The sequence below is a fragment of the Salinibacillus aidingensis genome, assembly GCF_039522525.1.
GTDB lineage: Bacteria > Bacillota > Bacilli > Bacillales > Alkalibacillaceae > Salinibacillus > Salinibacillus aidingensis.
Genome location: NZ_BAAADO010000005.1, coordinates 88911 through 107890, shown reverse-complemented (window position 1 = coordinate 107890; position 18980 = coordinate 88911). Strand labels below are relative to the sequence as shown.

The 18980-nt window shown below is 42.5% G+C and carries 17 protein-coding genes and 2 riboswitches; of the genes, 5 read left to right on the top strand and 12 right to left on the bottom strand.

Annotation, left to right across the window (positions count from 1 at the left end; genetic code table 11):
- Window positions 1-9: 9 nt before the first annotated feature.
- Both pcrA and pcrB read right to left on the bottom strand, forming a co-directional pair.
- Entirely contained in the window at window positions 10-2214 is a 2205-nt protein-coding gene (gene pcrA / locus ABD006_RS12845; RefSeq protein WP_343842201.1) for a DNA helicase PcrA, read from the bottom strand.
- 41 nt (window positions 2215-2255) lie between these two features.
- Window positions 2256-2954, bottom strand: a complete 699-nt coding sequence (gene pcrB, locus ABD006_RS12840; RefSeq protein ID WP_343841741.1) for a heptaprenylglyceryl phosphate synthase — start codon at window positions 2952-2954, stop codon at window positions 2256-2258.
- 292 nt (window positions 2955-3246) lie between these two features.
- Between pcrB and ABD006_RS12835 the strand changes: the two genes are divergently transcribed.
- Window positions 3247-3465 carry a hypothetical protein gene (locus ABD006_RS12835; RefSeq protein ID WP_343841739.1) on the top strand — a complete coding sequence of 73 codons (219 nt, stop codon included), beginning with the start codon at window positions 3247-3249 and terminating at the stop codon, window positions 3463-3465.
- A 68-nt stretch (window positions 3466-3533) separates the two neighbouring features.
- Entirely contained in the window at window positions 3534-4919 is a 1386-nt protein-coding gene (locus tag ABD006_RS12830; RefSeq protein ID WP_343841737.1) for a glycine--tRNA ligase, read from the top strand.
- 487 nt (window positions 4920-5406) lie between these two features.
- Here ABD006_RS12830 and ABD006_RS12825 read toward each other — a convergent pair whose 3' ends face one another.
- The 3 genes from ABD006_RS12825 to ABD006_RS12815 are packed head-to-tail and all read right to left on the bottom strand — an operon-like array spanning window position 5407 to window position 8600.
- Window positions 5407-5712 (bottom strand): YerC/YecD family TrpR-related protein, encoded by a 306-nt coding sequence (locus tag ABD006_RS12825; RefSeq protein ID WP_343841735.1) that lies wholly within the window; start codon window positions 5710-5712, stop codon window positions 5407-5409.
- Between the two features lie 29 nt (window positions 5713-5741).
- The gene (locus tag ABD006_RS12820; RefSeq protein WP_343841732.1) at window positions 5742-6818 is read right to left on the bottom strand and encodes a DUF3048 domain-containing protein; all 1077 of its coding nucleotides are present in this window, start codon (window positions 6816-6818) and stop codon (window positions 5742-5744) included.
- A gap of 45 nt (window positions 6819-6863) precedes the next feature.
- Window positions 6864-8600 (bottom strand): adenine deaminase C-terminal domain-containing protein, encoded by a 1737-nt coding sequence (locus ABD006_RS12815; protein ID WP_343841730.1) that lies wholly within the window; start codon window positions 8598-8600, stop codon window positions 6864-6866.
- Window positions 8601-8718: 118 nt separating this feature from the next.
- On the opposite strand from ABD006_RS12815, the gene ABD006_RS12810 reads away from it, so the two are divergent.
- Window positions 8719-9027 (top strand): YgaP family membrane protein, encoded by a 309-nt coding sequence (locus ABD006_RS12810; protein WP_343841729.1) that lies wholly within the window; start codon window positions 8719-8721, stop codon window positions 9025-9027.
- Between the two features lie 45 nt (window positions 9028-9072).
- Here the strand turns inward: ABD006_RS12810 and purB are convergent, their stop codons facing one another.
- The 3 genes from purB to ABD006_RS12795 are packed head-to-tail and all read right to left on the bottom strand — an operon-like array spanning window position 9073 to window position 11161.
- The gene (purB, locus tag ABD006_RS12805) at window positions 9073-10368 is read right to left on the bottom strand and encodes an adenylosuccinate lyase (protein ID WP_343841727.1); all 1296 of its coding nucleotides are present in this window, start codon (window positions 10366-10368) and stop codon (window positions 9073-9075) included.
- Window positions 10369-10407: 39 nt separating this feature from the next.
- Window positions 10408-10593, bottom strand: coding sequence for an NETI motif-containing protein (locus tag ABD006_RS12800; protein WP_343841725.1), 186 nt, complete (start codon window positions 10591-10593; stop codon window positions 10408-10410).
- A complete protein-coding gene (locus ABD006_RS12795) occupies window positions 10553-11161 on the bottom strand; it encodes a DUF2179 domain-containing protein (protein WP_343841722.1) in 609 nt (202 codons plus the stop codon). The genes ABD006_RS12800 and ABD006_RS12795 overlap by 41 nt, the downstream gene beginning before the upstream one ends.
- A 206-nt stretch (window positions 11162-11367) precedes the next feature.
- On the opposite strand from ABD006_RS12795, the gene ABD006_RS12790 reads away from it, so the two are divergent.
- Window positions 11368-11799, top strand: coding sequence for an Hsp20/alpha crystallin family protein (locus ABD006_RS12790; RefSeq protein WP_343841720.1), 432 nt, complete (start codon window positions 11368-11370; stop codon window positions 11797-11799).
- Window positions 11800-12088: 289 nt separating this feature from the next.
- Entirely contained in the window at window positions 12089-12217 is a 129-nt protein-coding gene (locus ABD006_RS12785; protein WP_343841717.1) for a hypothetical protein, read from the top strand.
- 464 nt (window positions 12218-12681) lie between these two features.
- Here the strand turns inward: ABD006_RS12785 and ABD006_RS12780 are convergent, their stop codons facing one another.
- The 4 genes from ABD006_RS12780 to ABD006_RS12765 all read right to left on the bottom strand — a co-directional run bounded on the left by ABD006_RS12780 (window position 12682) and on the right by ABD006_RS12765 (window position 18979).
- On the bottom strand, window positions 12682-13296 hold the full coding sequence (locus tag ABD006_RS12780; protein WP_343841715.1) for a hypothetical protein: 615 nt from the start codon (window positions 13294-13296) through the stop codon (window positions 12682-12684).
- A 72-nt stretch (window positions 13297-13368) separates the two neighbouring features.
- Entirely contained in the window at window positions 13369-14685 is a 1317-nt protein-coding gene (locus ABD006_RS12775) for an NCS2 family permease (protein WP_343841713.1), read from the bottom strand.
- Between the two features lie 137 nt (window positions 14686-14822).
- Window positions 14823-14924: riboswitch (purine riboswitch) on the bottom strand.
- An 87-nt stretch (window positions 14925-15011) separates the two neighbouring features.
- Window positions 15012-16559 carry a glutamine-hydrolyzing GMP synthase gene (gene guaA / locus ABD006_RS12770; RefSeq protein ID WP_425542224.1) on the bottom strand — a complete coding sequence of 516 codons (1548 nt, stop codon included), beginning with the start codon at window positions 16557-16559 and terminating at the stop codon, window positions 15012-15014.
- A 94-nt stretch (window positions 16560-16653) separates the two neighbouring features.
- Window positions 16654-16755, bottom strand: a riboswitch (purine riboswitch).
- Between the two features lie 34 nt (window positions 16756-16789).
- On the bottom strand, window positions 16790-18979 hold the full coding sequence (locus tag ABD006_RS12765) for a DUF4129 domain-containing transglutaminase family protein (RefSeq protein ID WP_343841709.1): 2190 nt from the start codon (window positions 18977-18979) through the stop codon (window positions 16790-16792).
- Window position 18980 lies beyond the last annotated feature (1 nt).

The window sequence follows — 18980 nt, the reverse complement described above, 5'->3', positions numbered from 1 at the left end:
CACCTCCATTTACCCTTTTGAAATTGGGGCAAATCTAGCTAATAAACGTTTAATTCCAACGGGGGCAGGAAAGGCAACATCCAATTCCATATCATCACCACTGCCCTGTACCTTCACAACGGTTCCTGTTCCCCATTTCTTATGTTCCACCTTATCACCTGAAGACCAATCGACGGATTCCCCGCCGGTAGATGGCTTTCTGATTTTCTGAGGTTTACGCTTAGGTCTTTCCGGTGACCGCTGCTGAAAAGAGTCCTGAATGGATGTACGCTGCATCTGAAAGCCTGATGAAAATTGGCTGTCCTCTACACCTTTATCTATATATTCCTCTGGTATTTCATTAATAAAACGGCTGATTGGATTCATATTGGTCCGCCCATACAGGGTTCGCATTTTTGCCTGGGTTAAAAACAATTTCTTTTCTGCCCTCGTAATCCCTACATACGCTAATCTTCTTTCCTCTTCCATTTCTTCTTCATCCATAAGTGAACGACTGTGCGGAAACACACTTTCTTCCATTCCGATTAAAAATACCACCGGAAACTCTAATCCTTTAGCTGAATGCAGCGTCATAAGCACAACTTTATTATCATCGTCCTCATCATCCACTTTATCAATATCAGATACCAGGGCCAAATCGGTTAAAAACGCGATTAATGACTTGTCCTCATTGACAGCTTCAAACTGATTGGTAACCGTTTTAAATTCATTAATGTTTTCCAGTCTGCTTTGTGCTTCCAGGGTTTTATCATTTTTCAGCATTTCTTCATAGCCTGTTTTTTCAAGTACCTCTTCTACAATTTCCGTTACGGACAGAAACTCCTGCATCTGAACCCAGTTTTTAATCTGCTGCTGGAAATTAATCAGAGCGTTTGTTGCCCTTTTGCTTAAGCCGATAAAGTCTGCTTCTTCTGCAGCCTGATAAAGGGAAAGGTCCTGTGACTGAGCATAGGCCAGCATTTTATCTACAGATGTATTTCCGATTCCCCGCTTCGGTACATTGACGACCCGCTGAAAACTAATATCATCATTAGGGTTGGCAATCAGACGTAAATAGGCGAGCAAATCTTTAATTTCCTTACGATCGTAGAATTTTGTCCCTCCCACAATCTGATAAGGAATATTCGACTTCATAAAAGCATCCTCAATCGCACGGGATTGGGCATTGGTCCGATATAAAACAGCCATATCCTGGTATTCCAGGTTTTCCTCATTCATTAAGGCTTCCATTTGTTCTACAACATAAAGAGCTTCATCCCGCTCACTTGAAGCCTGATGAAACTGAATGGACTCCCCCTCTGTGTTTTCCGTCCATAACTCTTTTGGCTTCCGTGAAACATTATTCTCAATGACATGGTTCGCTGCCGCCAGGATTTTTTTCGTTGAACGATAGTTTTGCTCCAGCATAATTGTTCTGGCATTTGGATAGTCGTTTTCAAAGGATAGAATATTCTCAATGTCAGCTCCACGCCAGCGATAAATCGACTGATCCGAATCCCCTACTACACATAAGTTCTGATGGCGTTCAGCCAGCATTTTGACCAGCTGATATTGAGCATGGTTGGTATCCTGATACTCGTCCACATGAATGTATTGAAAACGGCGCTGATAATATTGCAAGGTTTCCGGAACCTGTTCAAATAATTGAATGGTCTTCATGATAAGATCATCAAAATCCAGCGCATCGTTTTTCCCTAATGTTTTCTGATATTCCTCATAAATGCGGGCATTGGTCTCTTCATAAAAATTATTCGCTTCTTTTTTAAATCGCTCAGGTTTCATCAATTGGTTTTTCGCCGAACTAATTCCATTCAGCATGGAACGGGGATCCCACTTCTTCGGATCAAGATCCAGATCTTTAATAACCTGTTTGATTACGGACAATTGATCGGCTGCATCGAGAATCGAAAAATTCCGGTTATAGCCAATCCGGTCGATATCCCGGCGTAAAATTCGTACACATAAGGAGTGGAACGTGGATACCCATATGGCATCTGAATCTGCACCTGTAAGCCGGCGAACCCTTTCTTTCATCTCACGAGCCGCTTTATTCGTAAACGTAATAGCAATAATGTTGTACGGAGGCACACCTTTTTCATGAAGGAGGTAGGCAATTCGATGGGTTAATACACGGGTTTTCCCACTTCCTGCACCCGCCATAATTAATAGGGGACCTTCCGTATGCTGAACGGCCTTGGCCTGCTCACTGTTCATTCCTTGTACGATTTGATCTGCTATACTCACGGTATCCCCACCTATCTAATTGTTTTTATATTTTTTACAGCTTTTACAGTTTTAAGTGCATTGTTCAAGTCATCATAAAGGGCATTCCCCACGACTACGATATCAGCAAATGGAGCTATTTCCTCTGCCTGCTCTGCGTGATGAATCCCTCCGCCATAAATTAACAAAGTCTGATCCAGCTTTTGTTTCACACGTTTCACCAGCTCCGGGTTTCCATATGTACCACTGTATTCTAAATAAAAGAAGGGAAACCGGAACATTTTCTCCGTCATTTGGGCATAAGCCATGACGTCCTCATCCTCTAAAGGTATGGAATCTGTATATTGAAAAGCTTTTGAGTCCGGATTTAACATACAATAGCCTTCCATAAAAATTTCATCCCAGTTCATGATCTCTCCATATTCTTTCACTGCCTGATGATGTAAATCCATAAACCAATTTTTATTCCGGCTATTTAATACAGATGGGATAAAGTAATAATCAAATCCAGGGGTAACCGATTCTGTATTGGAAATCTCCAATACGCACGGTACAGTATAACGTCTGACACGTGAAAGGAGCTGTAAAACATTATCCAGCGTTACTCCATCCGTTCCACCAATGATAATCGCATCTGTCCCGGACTCACAGACTTTTTCTAAATCAGCATCAGATATTTCTTTGTTTGGATCCAGTTTAAACACATGATTCCACTTTTGAATATCATACATTTCAGACCGTCCTCTATTATATAAATTACATCCCCATAATTATAGCAAAAATTAATTCAGGTTTATATCTAATAAAGTGAAACTTCCATCAAGGGGAGATTCTCCATCCCCCACTGATGGTTAGTTGAACTTATCAGGAATTTACTGGCCGTTTATCCTCCCTTCCCTCAAGACTTCAAGAGGGTATTACGGCAAGTTATTGCGTGATAAAAATATTAAAACGTCCGGAAAATAGGGAACTTGTGACAAAAAGAAGGATATGCTATGATTAGATAATCAGAAGACAGTGCAAGTGAATAGATTAAAGTACTATGATGAATTTATAGTATCTAAATCCTCTTCCTACAAGCGATTCAGGGATGGTGCGAGCCTGGAGAATGATTTAGAGAAACGGCAATTCGGAGTACGTCTTGATGGAAGTGGATGCAGAGCCTCTGCATCAATCAGGGTGGAACCGCGGGAGAACTACTCTCGTCCCTGGGCATTTAGCCCGGAGACGAGAGTTTTTTAATGTATACAAACATTATAGAACAAACGTTCGCATAAGTCAACAACATTTTCTACAAGGAGGATATTAGTATGGCGAAAAATATGGAAGAAGTCGTGAATCACGTAAAACACCGGGGATTTGTATTTCAGGGCTCAGAGATCTACGGAGGACTTGCTAACACATGGGATTATGGTCCTTTAGGCGTTGAACTGAAGAAAAATTTGAAGGATGCCTGGTGGAAGAAATTTGTTCAGGAGTCTCCTTATAATGTCGGCCTGGATGCATCCATTCTTATGAACCCTAAAACCTGGGAAGCATCCGGACACCTCGGGAACTTTAATGACCCTATGATGGATTGTAAAGAGTGCAAAGCCCGCCATCGTGCAGATAAGCTCATTGAAAACTATTTTGAAAGCAAAGGCGAGGAAGTTGTGGTTGATGGACTTCCATTTGAAGAAATGCAGAAAATGATTGAAGAAAATGATATTGTTTGTACGGAATGCGGAGCAAAGAACTTTACGGATATCCGTCAATTTAATTTAATGTTCAAGACTTATCAGGGGGTTACAGAAGGCTCAACCGATGAAATTTACTTACGCCCTGAAACAGCACAGGGAATTTTTGTGAACTTCAAAAATGTTCAGCGTTCCATGCGCAAAAAGCTCCCATTTGGTATTGGACAGATCGGAAAAAGCTTTAGAAATGAAATTACACCGGGGAACTTTATTTTCAGAACCCGTGAATTCGAACAAATGGAAATGGAATTCTTCTGTAAGCCAGGTACGGAGAAAGAATGGTACCAGTATTGGCTCGATTTCTGTCATAACTGGCTGCTGTCATTAGGATTGAATGAGGAAAACGTCCGCCGTCGTGACCACACAGAGGATGAGCTTTCCCATTACAGTAATGCAACAACCGACTTGGAATATAAATTCCCATTTGGATGGGGTGAACTGTGGGGCGTTGCTTCCCGTACAGATTATGATTTGAACCAGCATGCGGAACATTCGGGAGAGGATTTCCAATATATTGATCAGGAGAATAATAATGAACGTTATATTCCTTATGTCATCGAACCGGCATTGGGACTGGACCGCCTTGTTCTATCCTTCCTTTCTGATGCCTATGATGAGGAGGAGCTGGAAGATGGATCCAAGCGGACAGTTATGCACTTCCACCCGGCCGTAGCACCATTTAAAGCAGCTGTGTTCCCGCTATCCAAAAAGCTTTCAGATGAAACACAGGAAGTCTATCAGGAACTGGCGAAAGATTTCATGGTTGATTATGATGAATCCGGTTCAATCGGGAAACGTTACCGCCGTCATGACGAAATCGGAACGCCTTACTGCATCACATTTGATTTTGATTCCCGTGATGATCAGCAGGTAACGGTACGAGACCGCGACACCATGGAACAGAGCCGTATGCCAATCAGTGAATTAAGAGATTTCCTAAGCAGTAAGATGGGTTATTAACAAAGGCGGAAGCGCCCGCTTGTCCAACTGCGGCTCCCAAAGCCCAAGCGGTCATAAGCAGAATACCCTACATGGCCAAAATACGGCCACTCCGGATATTCTGCTTATGCCGTCGGGCCTAAACGGTCGCCTCCGATTTTCCATTAGCGACGTACGGACTGGACTGAGCCGGAGGAGATAAAGTGAAACTTCATTCAGTGGGGGATTCATCCCCCACTGATTGTTAGTTGAACAAATCGGGTGTTTACTGGCTGTTGCCCCACTTATTTCTTTCAGGGGCTTACAGCCAGTTAACACGCGGAAAAGGAAACACGACGAACCTTGTGAGTCGATGTTGACTTATCGGACGGAGGTGAAGGAAGTCACGCTAGTCGCTGGGTGCTGGAGCCGGACGTGGCCTCTCATGATTTTTTATCCACAAATCTGAAATTTTATAATTTCCTAGACAACAAAAAGAAGCGCATGGATTCTGGCCATGCGCTTCTTTTTATTTACTTTTTTCTTTTTCATATATACGGTCAAGAACCAATTGATAAGCATCATTGCCATAGTTCAGGCATCTTTTCACTCGGGAAATAGTGGCTGTTGATGCACCGGTCTGATCCTCTATGGCATGATAGGTGTCTCCCTCTCTTAGCATACGGGCTACTTCCAATCGCTGAGCCAGGGATTGAACCTCATTCATCGTTGCCAAATCATCAAATAATTCATAGCATTCTTCAATCGTTTCCAGGGACAGGATGGCTTTAAATAACTGATCCAATTCCTTTCCACGAAGTTTATCAATTTGCATGTGTAAGGTACCCTCCTCTTTTACGTACTCTAGTTAAACTGAACGGACTGGTCGATTCCTGGTGTCTCTGGAACTACATTCACCCATGTCTTACCTGGAACAAACTTTACCTTTTCCCCATTTTTAAATGGTAAAATTCTTCCGTCTACGTTTTTCCATTCGACCTCCTGAACTTTACCTTTCTGGACAAGGTAACCCCTGCCCCCTGATTCTAAATCAATGGCACGGCGGTGGGCAGAGTCAATCACCCGATGTCCGGTTTCAACAACAAATATATTATCTAAAACGACAGGTTCCTCTGTTTCCAATTCGACGGTTTTCTCTCCGTCACTGTAACGGACGTACTGTTCATTGACCTCATCATATTCATACGTGACTTCCTCTAGCCCTTCATGATATACAATATGGACCCGGGATGCTTCTTCTCCGGAAATTTGGCTCACTTCATCCTTGGAAAGAAAAGGATAAGGCTCATAATCCTGGTTGATGTCGATTCCTTTTTGCTCTGCTGCTTCATACACATTGGGATAAATTAAGTATGAATCATGAGGTGCTGCACGAAAGCTTTCCCGTTTAAATAAATACCGGTCATCATCATGGATAGCTCCACGGATTAAATCTAAATCTTTATTCATGATGATATCTTCAATATGGTGAGCCGCTCCATGATAAATATAAATCGCACCCATCCCTTGAGCAAGGTCGGCATAATATTCTCTTGCACTTCTTACAGGACCCGCAACTTCGGGTTTCTCACTGTGAAAGAAGGCAAGAAATCGTGTAATCGGACCTTCAGCCAACAGTTCATAAACGATATCTGCTTTCGACAGTCCTGACTGAGGCCGGGCCTTTGTATGATTATTAACCATCACGCCTACTATCCGATTGTTAACAGGCTCATTTGTTCCAACGCCTGTTAATGGATATGTATTCTGATATTCGGGTTCTGGTGGTTCCTCAGAGGGTTCTGGTTCGACAACTGGCTGTTCTTCTTTTGCTTCTTCTTCACTTTCCTGATTATCCGCTCCTTCATTGCTGCACGCTGTCAGGAATAACGCGATAATCATGAAAAGGAGAATGGAGCATTTCTGTAATCCTTTTTTCAATCTATCCCCACCTTTAGTTCTGCTAAACTTTACTCCTTTTATATTTTAACGCATTATTGAAGGAAAGAGTACCTCCTTCTTTTTAACATCTATAATTCCTCTTTGTGTAATTCGAATATAAGGTAAATGAGCAGCCGATAAAAATAACAGTGTATAAATGGGATCGTTAAAGGAATAGCCATGTTCCTTAATGGTATTGGAAAGTTCTTTTTCGCTTTTTATAAGCTCCTCCATTCTGACATCGGAAAGTCTGCCTTCCATTTTTAACGGAAGCTCACAAATAATTTCCCCCTTATCCGCTAACACAATACCGCCCCCAATCTCTTTTAACCGATTGAAGGCTAAATGAATATCCGATTTTCTTTTTCCAATCAGCGTAATATCTCCTGCGCTTGAGTAAGAGCTCACCAGACCTCCTAAAGATTTTGTGAATCCTCGTAAAAGGGTGGCAATCCGCCATTCTCCCTGCCGGTCCATTAAAATGAGAAAGGCCTCCTCGTTATCTTCTGCTATCTCATCTCCCTGAAGTTTATCATTAATGGTAAAAGGATTCATAATGACGTCATTGGCCATTTCAAGTCCAACAGGAACGAAAAATCTGAAATCACTGTCACGCAGCTCCCAATCAAGTTTCAGCGGTTCAATGCCGTATTTTTTCCAGTCAAAAGATGGCTGTTCATATTGGACATTCCCATCATATTTAATCCATTTTCCTTTGGCCAATACAGAGACTGGGGTAGGGTTCTCTTTATCTTCCAGAAAATTGATATGCGCAATTCGTCCCGGACCAATACTGCCGACCAAATGATCAATTCCAAAATGCTTTGCCGCATTGTAGGATCCCATGGCATAAGCATCTTCCACTGGTATTCCTTCCTCTATCGCAATTTTAATACACGAATTAATAATACCGTCCTCATAATAAGAAGGAGGAGATCCATCAGTTGTCAGCATAATTTGATCGTAGGAAGTGATGTCATAATCCTTAAGTTCTCTTAGTATTTTCCGCAAATCAGGACGAATCGAGGATTGGCGGAGGGCGACCCGATATCCCAATAAAAGACGGCGATACACTTCCTCCCCTGATATCGACTCATGATCACTGTCAGCACCAAGAAGCTTCATTTTTGTCAGAGTTTCCAGTGATGCACCCGGAAAATGCCCTTCCACAGGCTTCCGCAACCGTTTCGTCTCCTGCATCCAGTGCAGCATTCGATCATCGTCTTTTAACACACTCGTCCATGAGGTTAATTCACCGCCCTGAATGACCGCATCATGCTTTAACCAGGATAAAACATTGGCTTTACGGATAAATTGTTCATCATCCTGCAGAAAGGACTGAGAATCAAAGCGGGCCCACCAGTAAAGAGAGGTTGGCAGGTCATCCAGCTCTCCTAGGATAGAAAACGCTTTCTTGTTATCCAATAAATAAAGGTACAAGAGATTATCATTAATGAAAACAGATGTACCTAGCTGGGATGCATATAGTGATAAAGTATGGGGATTATATAATTGAAACGGATGAGCATGCGGCTCGATATATCCTGGAACCAGAAATTGATTTTCACAATCAATCATCTGTACATTTTCGTGTTTAGGCAATCGGTCCCCCACGTAAACAATTCGATCTTCATAAATCCAGATATGAGCCTGCATCCATTTTTTTAAAAAAACATTCAAGTAAGTAGCATTTTTTAAAACGAGTGTCGGGATTAAGCGATCATCAATGACAGCTACATGTTCACGAAGCTGCCGATTCCGCCAGCGGCTATTAAAAGTCATAATTGGTCCCCCTTTTATTGACAAAACAGTGGATTGCTTTTCTATTCCATGTGTATCACTGAAAAACTTTTATTATGTAAAATTTTAATACATTAACGCTGTGAAGGGAAGGATAAATTTGGTTCAGAAAAACGTAGGTACCATTAATGCATTGATTCGAATTACATGTGGACTTACAGCGGTAAGCTATGGAACCGCACGTTTAGTCAAAAAGGCTCAAAATGGAACAGATGGTTTATTAATTCTTATGGGCGCAATGAAAGTAGCAGAAGGCATCGTGCGTTATTGCCCTGTCACCGATATGATTGACAACACCCAAATGGGACAGAATCTTATGCAGGGCATGCAGCAGCAGCCCACACAAATGACCCAGCAGCAAAACCAGCCAATCCCCCAGCAAAATCAGACCAGTCAATATGATATTTAAAGTTGAAAAAGCTTGAGGGACAAACCTCAAGCTTTTATACACCTTTTAGAGAAGCCCAATTCTTTCAAAAATTCCATCCACATTTTTTAAATGATACTCATAATCAAAACACTCATCTAAGTCTTCTTTCGATAAAACATCTGTAATCTCCTTGTCCTTTTCCAGAAGTGAACGGAAAGGAACGCCTTTTTCCCATGCCTCCATAGCTTTAGGCTGTACAAGATCGTAAGCTTGTTCACGAACCATCCCGTTATCAATAAGAGATAGCAGAACACGCTGAGAAAAGATCAGTCCATATGTCTTGTCCATATTTTTTCTCATATTTTCCGGAAAGATGGTTAAATTTTTTACGATTCTGCCAAACCGATTCAGCATGTAATTAATAGCAATGGTACTGTCAGGCAGAATGATCCGTTCAGCTGAAGAATGGGAAATATCCCGTTCATGCCACAGCGGAACATTTTCGTAAGCCGTCAGCATGTGACCGCGAACCACCCTGGAAAGGCCGGACATATTTTCCGAACCGATTGGATTACGTTTGTGCGGCATAGCAGATGAACCCTTTTGTCCTTTGGCGAAAAATTCCTCAACTTCACGGGTTTCCGTTTTCTGCAGCCCCCGTATTTCAATGGCAAACTTTTCAATGGATGTGGCGATCTGGGCTAAAACAGATAAATAATGAGCGTGTCGATCTCTTTGCAGGGTCTGTGTGGAAACAGGTGCAGGGGTCAGCCCCAATTTTTCACATACATACCGTTCGACAAAAGGATCAATATTCGCGTATGTACCCACAGCTCCGGACAGTTTGCCCATTTCAATCTGTTCTCTTGCAGACTCAAATCGAGTCAAGTTACGCTTCATTTCTTCATACCAAAGAGCCATTTTCAGACCAAAAGTCGTCGGCTCCGCATGAACCCCATGCGTGCGTCCCATCATAACGGTGTATTTATGCTCCTGTGCCTTATTTGCCAGGATATCAATAAAATTATTCAGGTCTTTTTCGATGACTTCATTCGCCTGCAGCAATAAATACGATTGTGCTGTATCAACCACATCGGTGGAAGTAAGGCCATAATGCACCCATTTCCGTTCTTCCCCTAAAGTTTCCGAAACCGCTCGGGTGAAAGCGACCACATCATGTCTTGTTTCCTGTTCAATTTCCTTTACTCTTTCTACATCAAAGGAAGCATTTTTTCTAAGAGCTTTTACATCTTCAGCAGGAATGACACCAAGCTCACTCCAGGCTTCACAGGCCAAAAGCTCTACCTCAAGCCAGGCATTCCACTTGTTTTTTTCTGTCCAGATGGCTCCCATTTCTTCTCGTGTATAGCGTTCGATCATAGCTATTCCCCTCTCTGCTCTCTAACTTTCATTATGTATTTATTCCTTTGGGACTGCATCAAATATAATTTCCTGCCTGACTGGTTCAACCCCATCGTCAGTTTCCTGAAACACAGGCTTTTCAAAGCGTTTAACCGGCCGATAGCCTTCTTTGTCCATTCGGGTTAAACAGTCATGAATCGTTTCATTCTCCTCCACCTTGAATTTTTTCTTCTTCTTTGCCATTTTTGTCACCACCAGCTACCCGTTTATTTCGTCTGATTCTGAGTCTTCGTACCTGCTTTACCCAGAAACCGCCATGAATGGTCTTCGGTTCATAGGCAATCATAAAGGCTTTTGGATCGATTTCCTGAATCGTCTGATACAAGTTTACCTCATACTTCCTTGGAGTCAAAATCTGCATAGCCAGACGATCCCCATCCATTCCGTGCGCATGCCAGCTTGTAACCCCATAGCCTTTATCTCTCAGCGTTTTAGTGAATTCAATATCAGGATTTGTGGAAATCACATTAACGGTAATATAACCTAAAGCAAGCTTCTCTTCAATTTTCGTACCAATCAGAACGCCAATCCCAAAACCTAAAGCATAAGCAATAACGTTTTGGATCTCATTCAAATTATCTAATACCAGGCCTAATCCGACAATATAAACGACGGTTTCAAACATACTGACTAATGCTGCCAAGTATCGCTGGCCCTTTAAAGTAAGCATCATACGAACGGTTGAGAGTGATACGTATACAATATTGATCACTAAAATAATCGATACCATAATCAGAGCATTTTCCAACATCGTAAAACCTCCTCTATCTTATCATTTGAAGCTCTTATTATTATAATCACCCACTTCCCAGTTTTTGCATAAATTATCTAGTGAACGTCGACCTGTTCAGCAGTCGCCCCCCTCCTGAGTTTGCACATGACAGGGGCGATCCTCAATTGTGCTTCAGAGGTCGGATGAACGCATTGACCATATATACTTACTTTGGAGGTAAAATTATGGATCCGTTTAAAAATATGCAGGACTGGAAAAAAAATATGGATAACTTTTTCGGGGAGCAGTTCTGGAGTGAATTTGAAGGCATCCTGAAACCACCCATTCCCCAAATTAATATGTATCAATCAGATCATGAAATCACAATCCTGTGTAATATACCCGGTACAAACGAAATCAAAAACATCGACCTGTTTGTAGACTATGCCAGTCTTGAAATTCAGGGTGTTATTAGTTTACCCGCTCATGGGAATTTAGTACAAGAGGAAATTTCACAAGGGGCTTTTGACCGATCGATTGAACTGCCCTTTCCCGTTCGGGGCGACAAAGTAGAAGCCACCTATAAAAATGGCCTGCTAACCATTCAGCTTCACCGACTGATTACGAAAGAATCCAATAAAAATCGCGTCGCCGTGCGGGTGATGGATGAAGATTAAAGGCGGTTGGTTCTCTTTATAATGGGGATGGATAATGGGGTTGGGGGTTGGGGATTGAGGGCTGCAGTCTCAGGAGTGAGGAAAGTTTCCAGATGTTCAATTTGATGAGGCCAAAGCGTAAATCCAGGGTCAGGCACTCTGGATTTTGTTATGCATTTTATTTTCCACCTGCTTTGATGTGGTCTGAAGGTGATGGTGCGGTTTAATGGATGAGACTTTGCCTGGATTTGGGCATTTTTTAATGTGTTTGGGGATGATTCATCCTGGATCGGGGTGCGTGGTTGACTAGATGTCAATCTTGGCGATGCATTATCAATCTAAATATTTTGGAATCAATCAATTTCCGTCATTTATCAATCGGGTTTCGGATTTAATCAATCAGATTCTATTATTTATCGGTTTGTTTATGTTGATGTAAGCAGGTATCGGGAGCGCGGCGCGTACGTATCGATCTATGTGCTGGTTGAATCAATCGGTTTTCCTGCTTTATCAACGGGTATTCAAGCTGTATCAATCTAATTCTGATTTTTATCGCTCTTCATTTTTACAGGGAAAATTTTATCAATCTATGTCAGGGTTTAATCGGTTGATTTGGGTGATAATCAAGTCTTTTTTACCGATTTATCCACCTGTTTCCGTCATTTATCGATCAGTTTTACCTATTTATCCGTCAGGCGCCCGGCAATCGGTCAAAATTAAGGAAGTATCAACCAAAACAGCGGGTTTATCCGTTGCTGCACCGCATTTATCAATCAAAAACCCCCTTTTATCGATCAGATTATCGGTCGGAAAAATTCATACGCAACATAGTCAAGTCCATAAAAAAACACCATACCCATGGTTATCCATGAATATGGTGATCATTTACATCCAGCAAAGATCTCATGATATTAAGTGATATACACGCGTTCTGTTTTTTCCTGATTGGGTGGCACCTGTGGATTGAAGCAAGTTATAAGCAACAGATGGAGATTCAACTTGCAAAAATTTCCGTGCCTCCTGATTGTTTATCGTTTTATCCATTAATAAGGCGTAATCCTGAAGGGCCTGAGCATGAGCATCCTTAGAAGAGATTTTACAATGAGGGCAAATCCACTTTCCCGATTTTCTTTTCATCGGAGCATTTTCACAATTGGGGCACTGCACACCTGTAATGAGGTCTGTTTTTGCGACTTCAAACAGATTGAGGATATCTGGATCTTCAGGTACGTTGCTCTTGATTAGCCGTTTGGATAAGGAACGAATTTGCTTTAGCGTCAGCACGTCTTTCGGATAGGCTGCCTGCATTTCATTTATTTTCTCCAACAGATGAGTGCTATGCAGAACCCTATTGACATATTCTGACTTAGGGTTGGTTGTTTTTAAAATTGACTTGGGGTTGGCCATAACAACCAGGTGTTCAACGGGAATTCCTGAAACTTTAATGTCCTCGAGCCACCTTTCAAATTGATATTTCTGATGCTTCACCTGCTGCAGCGGGTCGGAAAAGTCACCCACCCCGGAAACCAGCCCTCCATCCAAAAAGCCCCAGCCCGGACAAACCGGACTGGGGCTCCCATAAACAATTGATTAACTTAAGAAAATAAAATACAGAACGAAGACGACAAATAATCCATACATAATCGGATGAATTTCTTTTGTACGCCCTTTTAAAATCAGGGTTAGCGGATAAAATACAAAACCAATGGCAATTCCGGTTGCAATGCTGTAGGTTAAAGGCATCGTCACAACGGTTAAAAAGGCAGGTACGGCAATCTCAAATTGATCCCATTCTATATTTTTCAGGTTGGATGCCATCATGACACCGACGATGACCAGTGCTGCAGCTGTAACCTGGGAAGTTACCACACCCAGCAGCGGGGAAAAGAACAGTGCGAGCAGGAATAAACCAGCTGTAACGACTGATGCAAAACCGGTACGTCCCCCTGCGCCTACACCCGAGGTTGATTCTACATAGGATGTTGTAGTCGATGTCCCCAATACCGCTCCGGCAACTGTAGCAGCCGAGTCGGAAAATAGCGCTTTTCCTGCACGGGGCAGCTTATTATCCTTCATTAAACCCGCCTGCGTAGCGACTGCCACTAACGTCCCTGCTGTATCAAAGAAATCAACAAACAGGAAGGTAAGAATCACAACAAGCATTTCCATTGTGAAGATATCTCCAAAGTGGGCAACCGCTTCGCCAAAGGTTGGGGCCAGACTTGGGACACTTCCAACGATTTGATCGGGGGTGTCAATCAGACCGACGATCATCCCGGCAATGGATGTGATAATCATTCCATAGAAAATACCGCCTTTAAAGCCAAGAACCAGTAAAATGACTGTTATGAATATCCCAAACACAGCTAATAGAGTGGTAGGTTTTGTTAAGTCACCTAAAGCAACTAACGTACTTGGCTCGGCAACAACAATTCCTGCATTCTGTAAACCGAGAAAAGCAATAAACAAACCGATCCCCGCACCAACCGCCATTTTCATTTGGGCAGGAATGGCATTAATAATCGTTTCCCGAATTCCTGTCAGGGTCAGCACGATAAAAATAAGTCCTGAAGCAAGCACCCCCGCAAGAGCTGTCTGCCATGGAATTTCCCATGTTAACACTACCGTATAGGCAAAAAATGCATTCAATCCCATGCCCGGCGCTAATGCAATCGGATATTTGGCAAGCAGACCCATGATTAATGTCCCAATGGCCGCAGCCAGTGCAGTAGCAGTAAATATGGCCCCTGCATCCATTCGGTTTGCCAGATCCGGTACATCCTGTAGTGATAAAATGCTCGGATTTAAGAATAAAATATAAGCCATAGATAAGAACGTGGTCATACCCGCAATGGTTTCTCTACGATAGTCGGTTCCGAGCTGATCAAAATTAAAAAACTTTTTCATTTCCCTTCCTCCCTGGTTTGTTTTAATGAAAGAAAAAAGACACCCCCGGCTATAGCCAGAAGTGTCTGCGTACGGAAGGAAACTGCATACGTGTCAGGTTTTCATCCATCCTGAAAATACAGAAAATCAGCAAGGAAAATGTATGCAATCACCCTCGTAGTCAGACCATTTACGGCGGTCCGGTAGAAACTCATGGGCCATATCCCCAAAATTATACGATGGTATTTCTTCTTATTATTAAGTTCACTTTCATTGTAAAGGAGTCTTTTGCCTTTTGTCAACTGAATTACGAATATTTTACTAAAACTTAATTACTATTATTCGTTTTATTCCCATTCAATGGTGGATGGTGGCTTACTGGTCACATCATAAACAACACGGTTAATCTGATTGACTTCGTTGACCATCCTGTTCGAGATTTTTTCCAGAACTTCTAAAGGAACCCGTGCCCAGTCGGATGTCATCCCATCCACAGACGTAACAGCGCGAATGGCTATGGTATGATCGTATGTCCGGGAGTCTCCCATAACGCCGACACTCTTAATATTCGGCAACACGGTAAAGTACTGCCAGATTTCCTTCTCAAGACCTGCTTTTGCAATTTCATCACGCAAAATCGCATCTGATTCCCGAACGATCGCCAGTTTTTCTTCTGTGACCTCTCCAAGAACCCTTATAGCCAGCCCCGGTCCAGGAAATGGCTGTCTCCAGACAATATCCTCAGGCAGTCCCAGCTGCAGTCCAAGCTCACGAACCTCATCCTTAAATAACGTGTTAAGAGGCTCAATTAAGTCAAACTTCATATGCTCAGGCAGTCCACCTACATTATGGTGAGACTTAATGGTTTGTGCCGTTTCAGTTCCACTCTCAATAATATCGGTGTAAAGGGTGCCCTGAGCCAGGAAATCCATGTGTTCGAGCTTAGATGCTTCCTCATCGAAAACATAAATAAATTCATTACCAATGATTTTACGCTTTTTCTCAGGATCTGACACGCCGGCAAGCTTTTGAAGGAATCGGTCTTTGGCATCAATTTTAATCACATTCATGTGAAACTGATCCCGGAACGTATCCATTACGGTATCCGCTTCATGCTTTCGGAGCAATCCATGATCCACAAAAACACAAGTCAGCTGGTCCCCGATTGCCTGGTGAATCAAGGCCGCTACAACCGAGGAATCAACACCTCCGCTTAACGCACATAATACATTTCTGTCGCCCACTTGCTGACGAATTTTTTCCGACTGCATCTCAATAAAGTTTTCCATAGACCAATTCGCTTCAGCCTGACAAACATGAAAAATAAAGTTTTTCAGCAAATCATTGCCATAGGTTGTGTGATTGACCTCAGGATGAAACTGAACGCCATATAGAGGATGCTGCGAATGGCTGATGGCCGCAACAGGACAGGATGCACTTACCGCATCAACCGTAAAATCATCTGGCGCCTCTATCACTTTGTCACTATGACTCATCCAGACTATCTGCTCATGAGGCAGACGATCAAACAAGCCCTCCTCATGCCTGATGCTGATTTCCGCTTTTCCATATTCCCTGTCATCAGCCTGTTCCACATTTCCTCCATAATGGTGAACCATCAGTTGCATTCCATAGCAAATGCCTAATACTGGCACACCCATATTGAAAATTTCCGGGTCACAGCGAAAACTGTCCTCTTCATAAACGCTGTTTGGTCCCCCCGAAAGAATGATGCCCGCTGGTTTCATCTGTTTTATCTCTTCTGCTGTCAGACGATGGGAATGAAGCTCACTGTAAACCCCCATTTCCCGGATTCTTCTGGTGATTAACTGATTATATTGACTTCCAAAATCCAATACAACAATCATTCCTTGCTGTTTACCTTCCATTCGCATTCACCCCTGAACAATTTGATGGCTAACATTAAAATTCTGTAAAAAAAGGATTTCCACCCTCAAACGAAAAGAAGGCAGAAATCCAGTACATGCTATACGTCCATCCTGCCTTCATAGTCGGGATATTTAAGGTATCCCGGTAGAGACTCTCGAACCGTATTATCGAGGATATATGAAGGAATGAATCTTTCATTAAGTTTTTCTCATTCTATCAATCTCTTTCACAAGAATCAAGACATGATTTTCCTGATGAGATTTTCCCAGAGTTCCTGTTTGCGGGTCCAGTCGCTGATATCCTGCTCATCCCGATATAAAATTCGTTCATAAGCGTTTGTCAGCCGTCCCATTTCGTTTGTACGAAGCCGGTAATCCACCATATTGGCATATTCACGCAGGGTCTGATCTGAGTCTCTTTTGTATCCTTTATGGTTAAGAAGAGAGAGCAGAAAACGATAGGACTTCATATACGTTTCAATATCTGTATTTTTCGTCCACTGCCTCCGTTTGAACCAATATGCGATTGTGTACCTTTTCCAGTACAGGATACCCAGAATTCCTAAAAGAATAAGACCTGTGATGATCATCTGGTTCATCGAAATATTCCAACTAAAACCGGAACTGGATTCTTCCTCTGTGCTGGTTTCAGGAGTCTGTTCTTCCATCTCACTGACTGGTACATCCTCATTTTGGTTAATCAATTCCTCTAAATCCTGTCCCGAGGTCAAATCAATCGGATTATAAAAGCCCTTTGTCGGTTCAAAAGGGACCCATCCAATGTTCGGAAAATAAACCTCCACCCAGGAATGGGCATTTGAGTTCGTAATCTCATAAGTGTTAGCTTCAGCTGACCGGTCAACGACTTCCCCGGGTGCAAATCCTTTTACCCATCTGGCCGGAATATCAATAGAGCGTAATAGCATAACCATGGATGTGGAAAAGTTATCACAGTATCCTACCTGGGATTCAAACAGGAATTGATCCACATAATCCTGATCTTCACCAGGAACAGGTACATTTGTCGTACGATATTGAAAGTCCGAGGAATCAAAGTGGTCCTCTATTGCTTTGGCTCTGTCATAACGATTCGTTTCCTCAGCCGTTAATTCCTGTGCCAGTTCCTGAACTCTGGAGGGTAATGTCTCCGGTACTTGTGTATATTGATCCTGAATAGCCTGCGGATCCTCCTCGCTGCTCTCCCGTAAATTTTTCAAGGAGTATGTTGGCTGATCATAGGTAACCGCATAATCAGGGACAGATACCTCTTCACTGCCTTGACGGGGGTAAATTTCTCCTGTTCTTTGATTATAAGAAAAGGTATAGGATGAATTCCCCTCTGGCTGAACCTCTGTTATTCCATATGGATATACCAATTTTGGCAGCACTTCTGCTTCATTAAATGAAATGGTTCCCCGCTGTTCCTTCGTTTCGACTGAACCTGATATATCGGTAATAAATATAGATCCATCCGGGCTGAAGGTAAAGGATTCCTGTTCAGCCTGCTCCGACCGAACCCATCCTTTTCCTGTGTAAACATCTTTCGTTTCAATCTTCCAGTATTGAGCATCTTCTACCGTAGCTTCAAAAACGACGGAATGATCCTGTACAAAGGATCCTCCCAGACGCTCATCGTTCTCCCCGTAGCCAACCTTTTTAATGGCTGAACCTGAACCGCCACCGCTTCCCGTCACATCAGAGGCTGTGGTTTGAATAAAAGGAACAGGGTCCGGCCATTGAGGACTGGACTTAGGGGCCAAATATCCAATCACACTCGAAACAACGACAAGGGTTATAAGCGGCAATACCCAGGAAACATAATTCCCCTTTGGCAGCTTAAACAGCTTTTCTTTCATAAGCACACGCTGAAGATTGGTCACACCTAATATCATCATCGAAATAAAAAATGTCCGAACGATGGCATACCTGGCGTCATATACAGTGAACGTGTCTGTAACTGTAAGAAAGATGAAGGTTAGAATCACAAAAAATAACGTTCGTTTTGCAATCACAAACCAGTAGTAGAGCAGGTAGCTCATCAGCCACAATAAGACCAGGAATAGAAGCGAACGGAACAAAGCCGTCATTTCCCACCATTGCTGTGATAGCATGGCTTCTGTATTCCACTGAATGTCAGAAAATAAATGCTGGAACCAGGCAGAGCTCAGAAAGGTTTCCGAAAAGAACAATCCATCCAGTATAAAAAGCAGACCAAATAATTTAAGAGGAGATGTGATCCACCATTGAAGCTGCATATAAGACAGGAAAAAGCAGAACATCGTATACAAAACAAAAATACTGACATTCCCTGTATCCGTTATTTGATCTAACGGTCTCAGCCATTCCCAAAACAGTAAAAAACTGCCGATATATATGATCGAATTTAACCAAAACTGACGTTGCTGTTGGTTCGTCTCTAAACGCATA

Coding starts and splice junctions, on each gene's coding strand:
- pcrA (WP_343842201.1), bottom strand. CDS start 2,214: ATGAACAGTGAGCAGGCCAAGGCCGTTCAGCATACGGAAGGTCCCCTA.
- pcrB (WP_343841741.1), bottom strand. CDS start 2,954: ATGTATGATATTCAAAAGTGGAATCATGTGTTTAAACTGGATCCAAAC.
- ABD006_RS12830 (WP_343841737.1), top strand. CDS start 3,534: ATGGCGAAAAATATGGAAGAAGTCGTGAATCACGTAAAACACCGGGGA.
- ABD006_RS12825 (WP_343841735.1), bottom strand. CDS start 5,712: ATGCAAATTGATAAACTTCGTGGAAAGGAATTGGATCAGTTATTTAAA.
- ABD006_RS12815 (WP_343841730.1), bottom strand. CDS start 8,600: ATGACTTTTAATAGCCGCTGGCGGAATCGGCAGCTTCGTGAACATGTA.
- purB (WP_343841727.1), bottom strand. CDS start 10,368: ATGATCGAACGCTATACACGAGAAGAAATGGGAGCCATCTGGACAGAA.
- ABD006_RS12800 (WP_343841725.1), bottom strand. CDS start 10,593: ATGGCAAAGAAGAAGAAAAAATTCAAGGTGGAGGAGAATGAAACGATT.
- ABD006_RS12795 (WP_343841722.1), bottom strand. CDS start 11,161: ATGTTGGAAAATGCTCTGATTATGGTATCGATTATTTTAGTGATCAAT.
- ABD006_RS12790 (WP_343841720.1), top strand. CDS start 11,368: ATGGATCCGTTTAAAAATATGCAGGACTGGAAAAAAAATATGGATAAC.
- ABD006_RS12785 (WP_343841717.1), top strand. CDS start 12,089: ATGTCAATCTTGGCGATGCATTATCAATCTAAATATTTTGGAATCAAT.
- ABD006_RS12775 (WP_343841713.1), bottom strand. CDS start 14,685: ATGAAAAAGTTTTTTAATTTTGATCAGCTCGGAACCGACTATCGTAGA.
- guaA (WP_425542224.1), bottom strand. CDS start 16,559: ATGCGAATGGAAGGTAAACAGCAAGGAATGATTGTTGTATTGGATTTT.
- ABD006_RS12765 (WP_343841709.1), bottom strand. CDS start 18,979: ATGCGTTTAGAGACGAACCAACAGCAACGTCAGTTTTGGTTAAATTCG.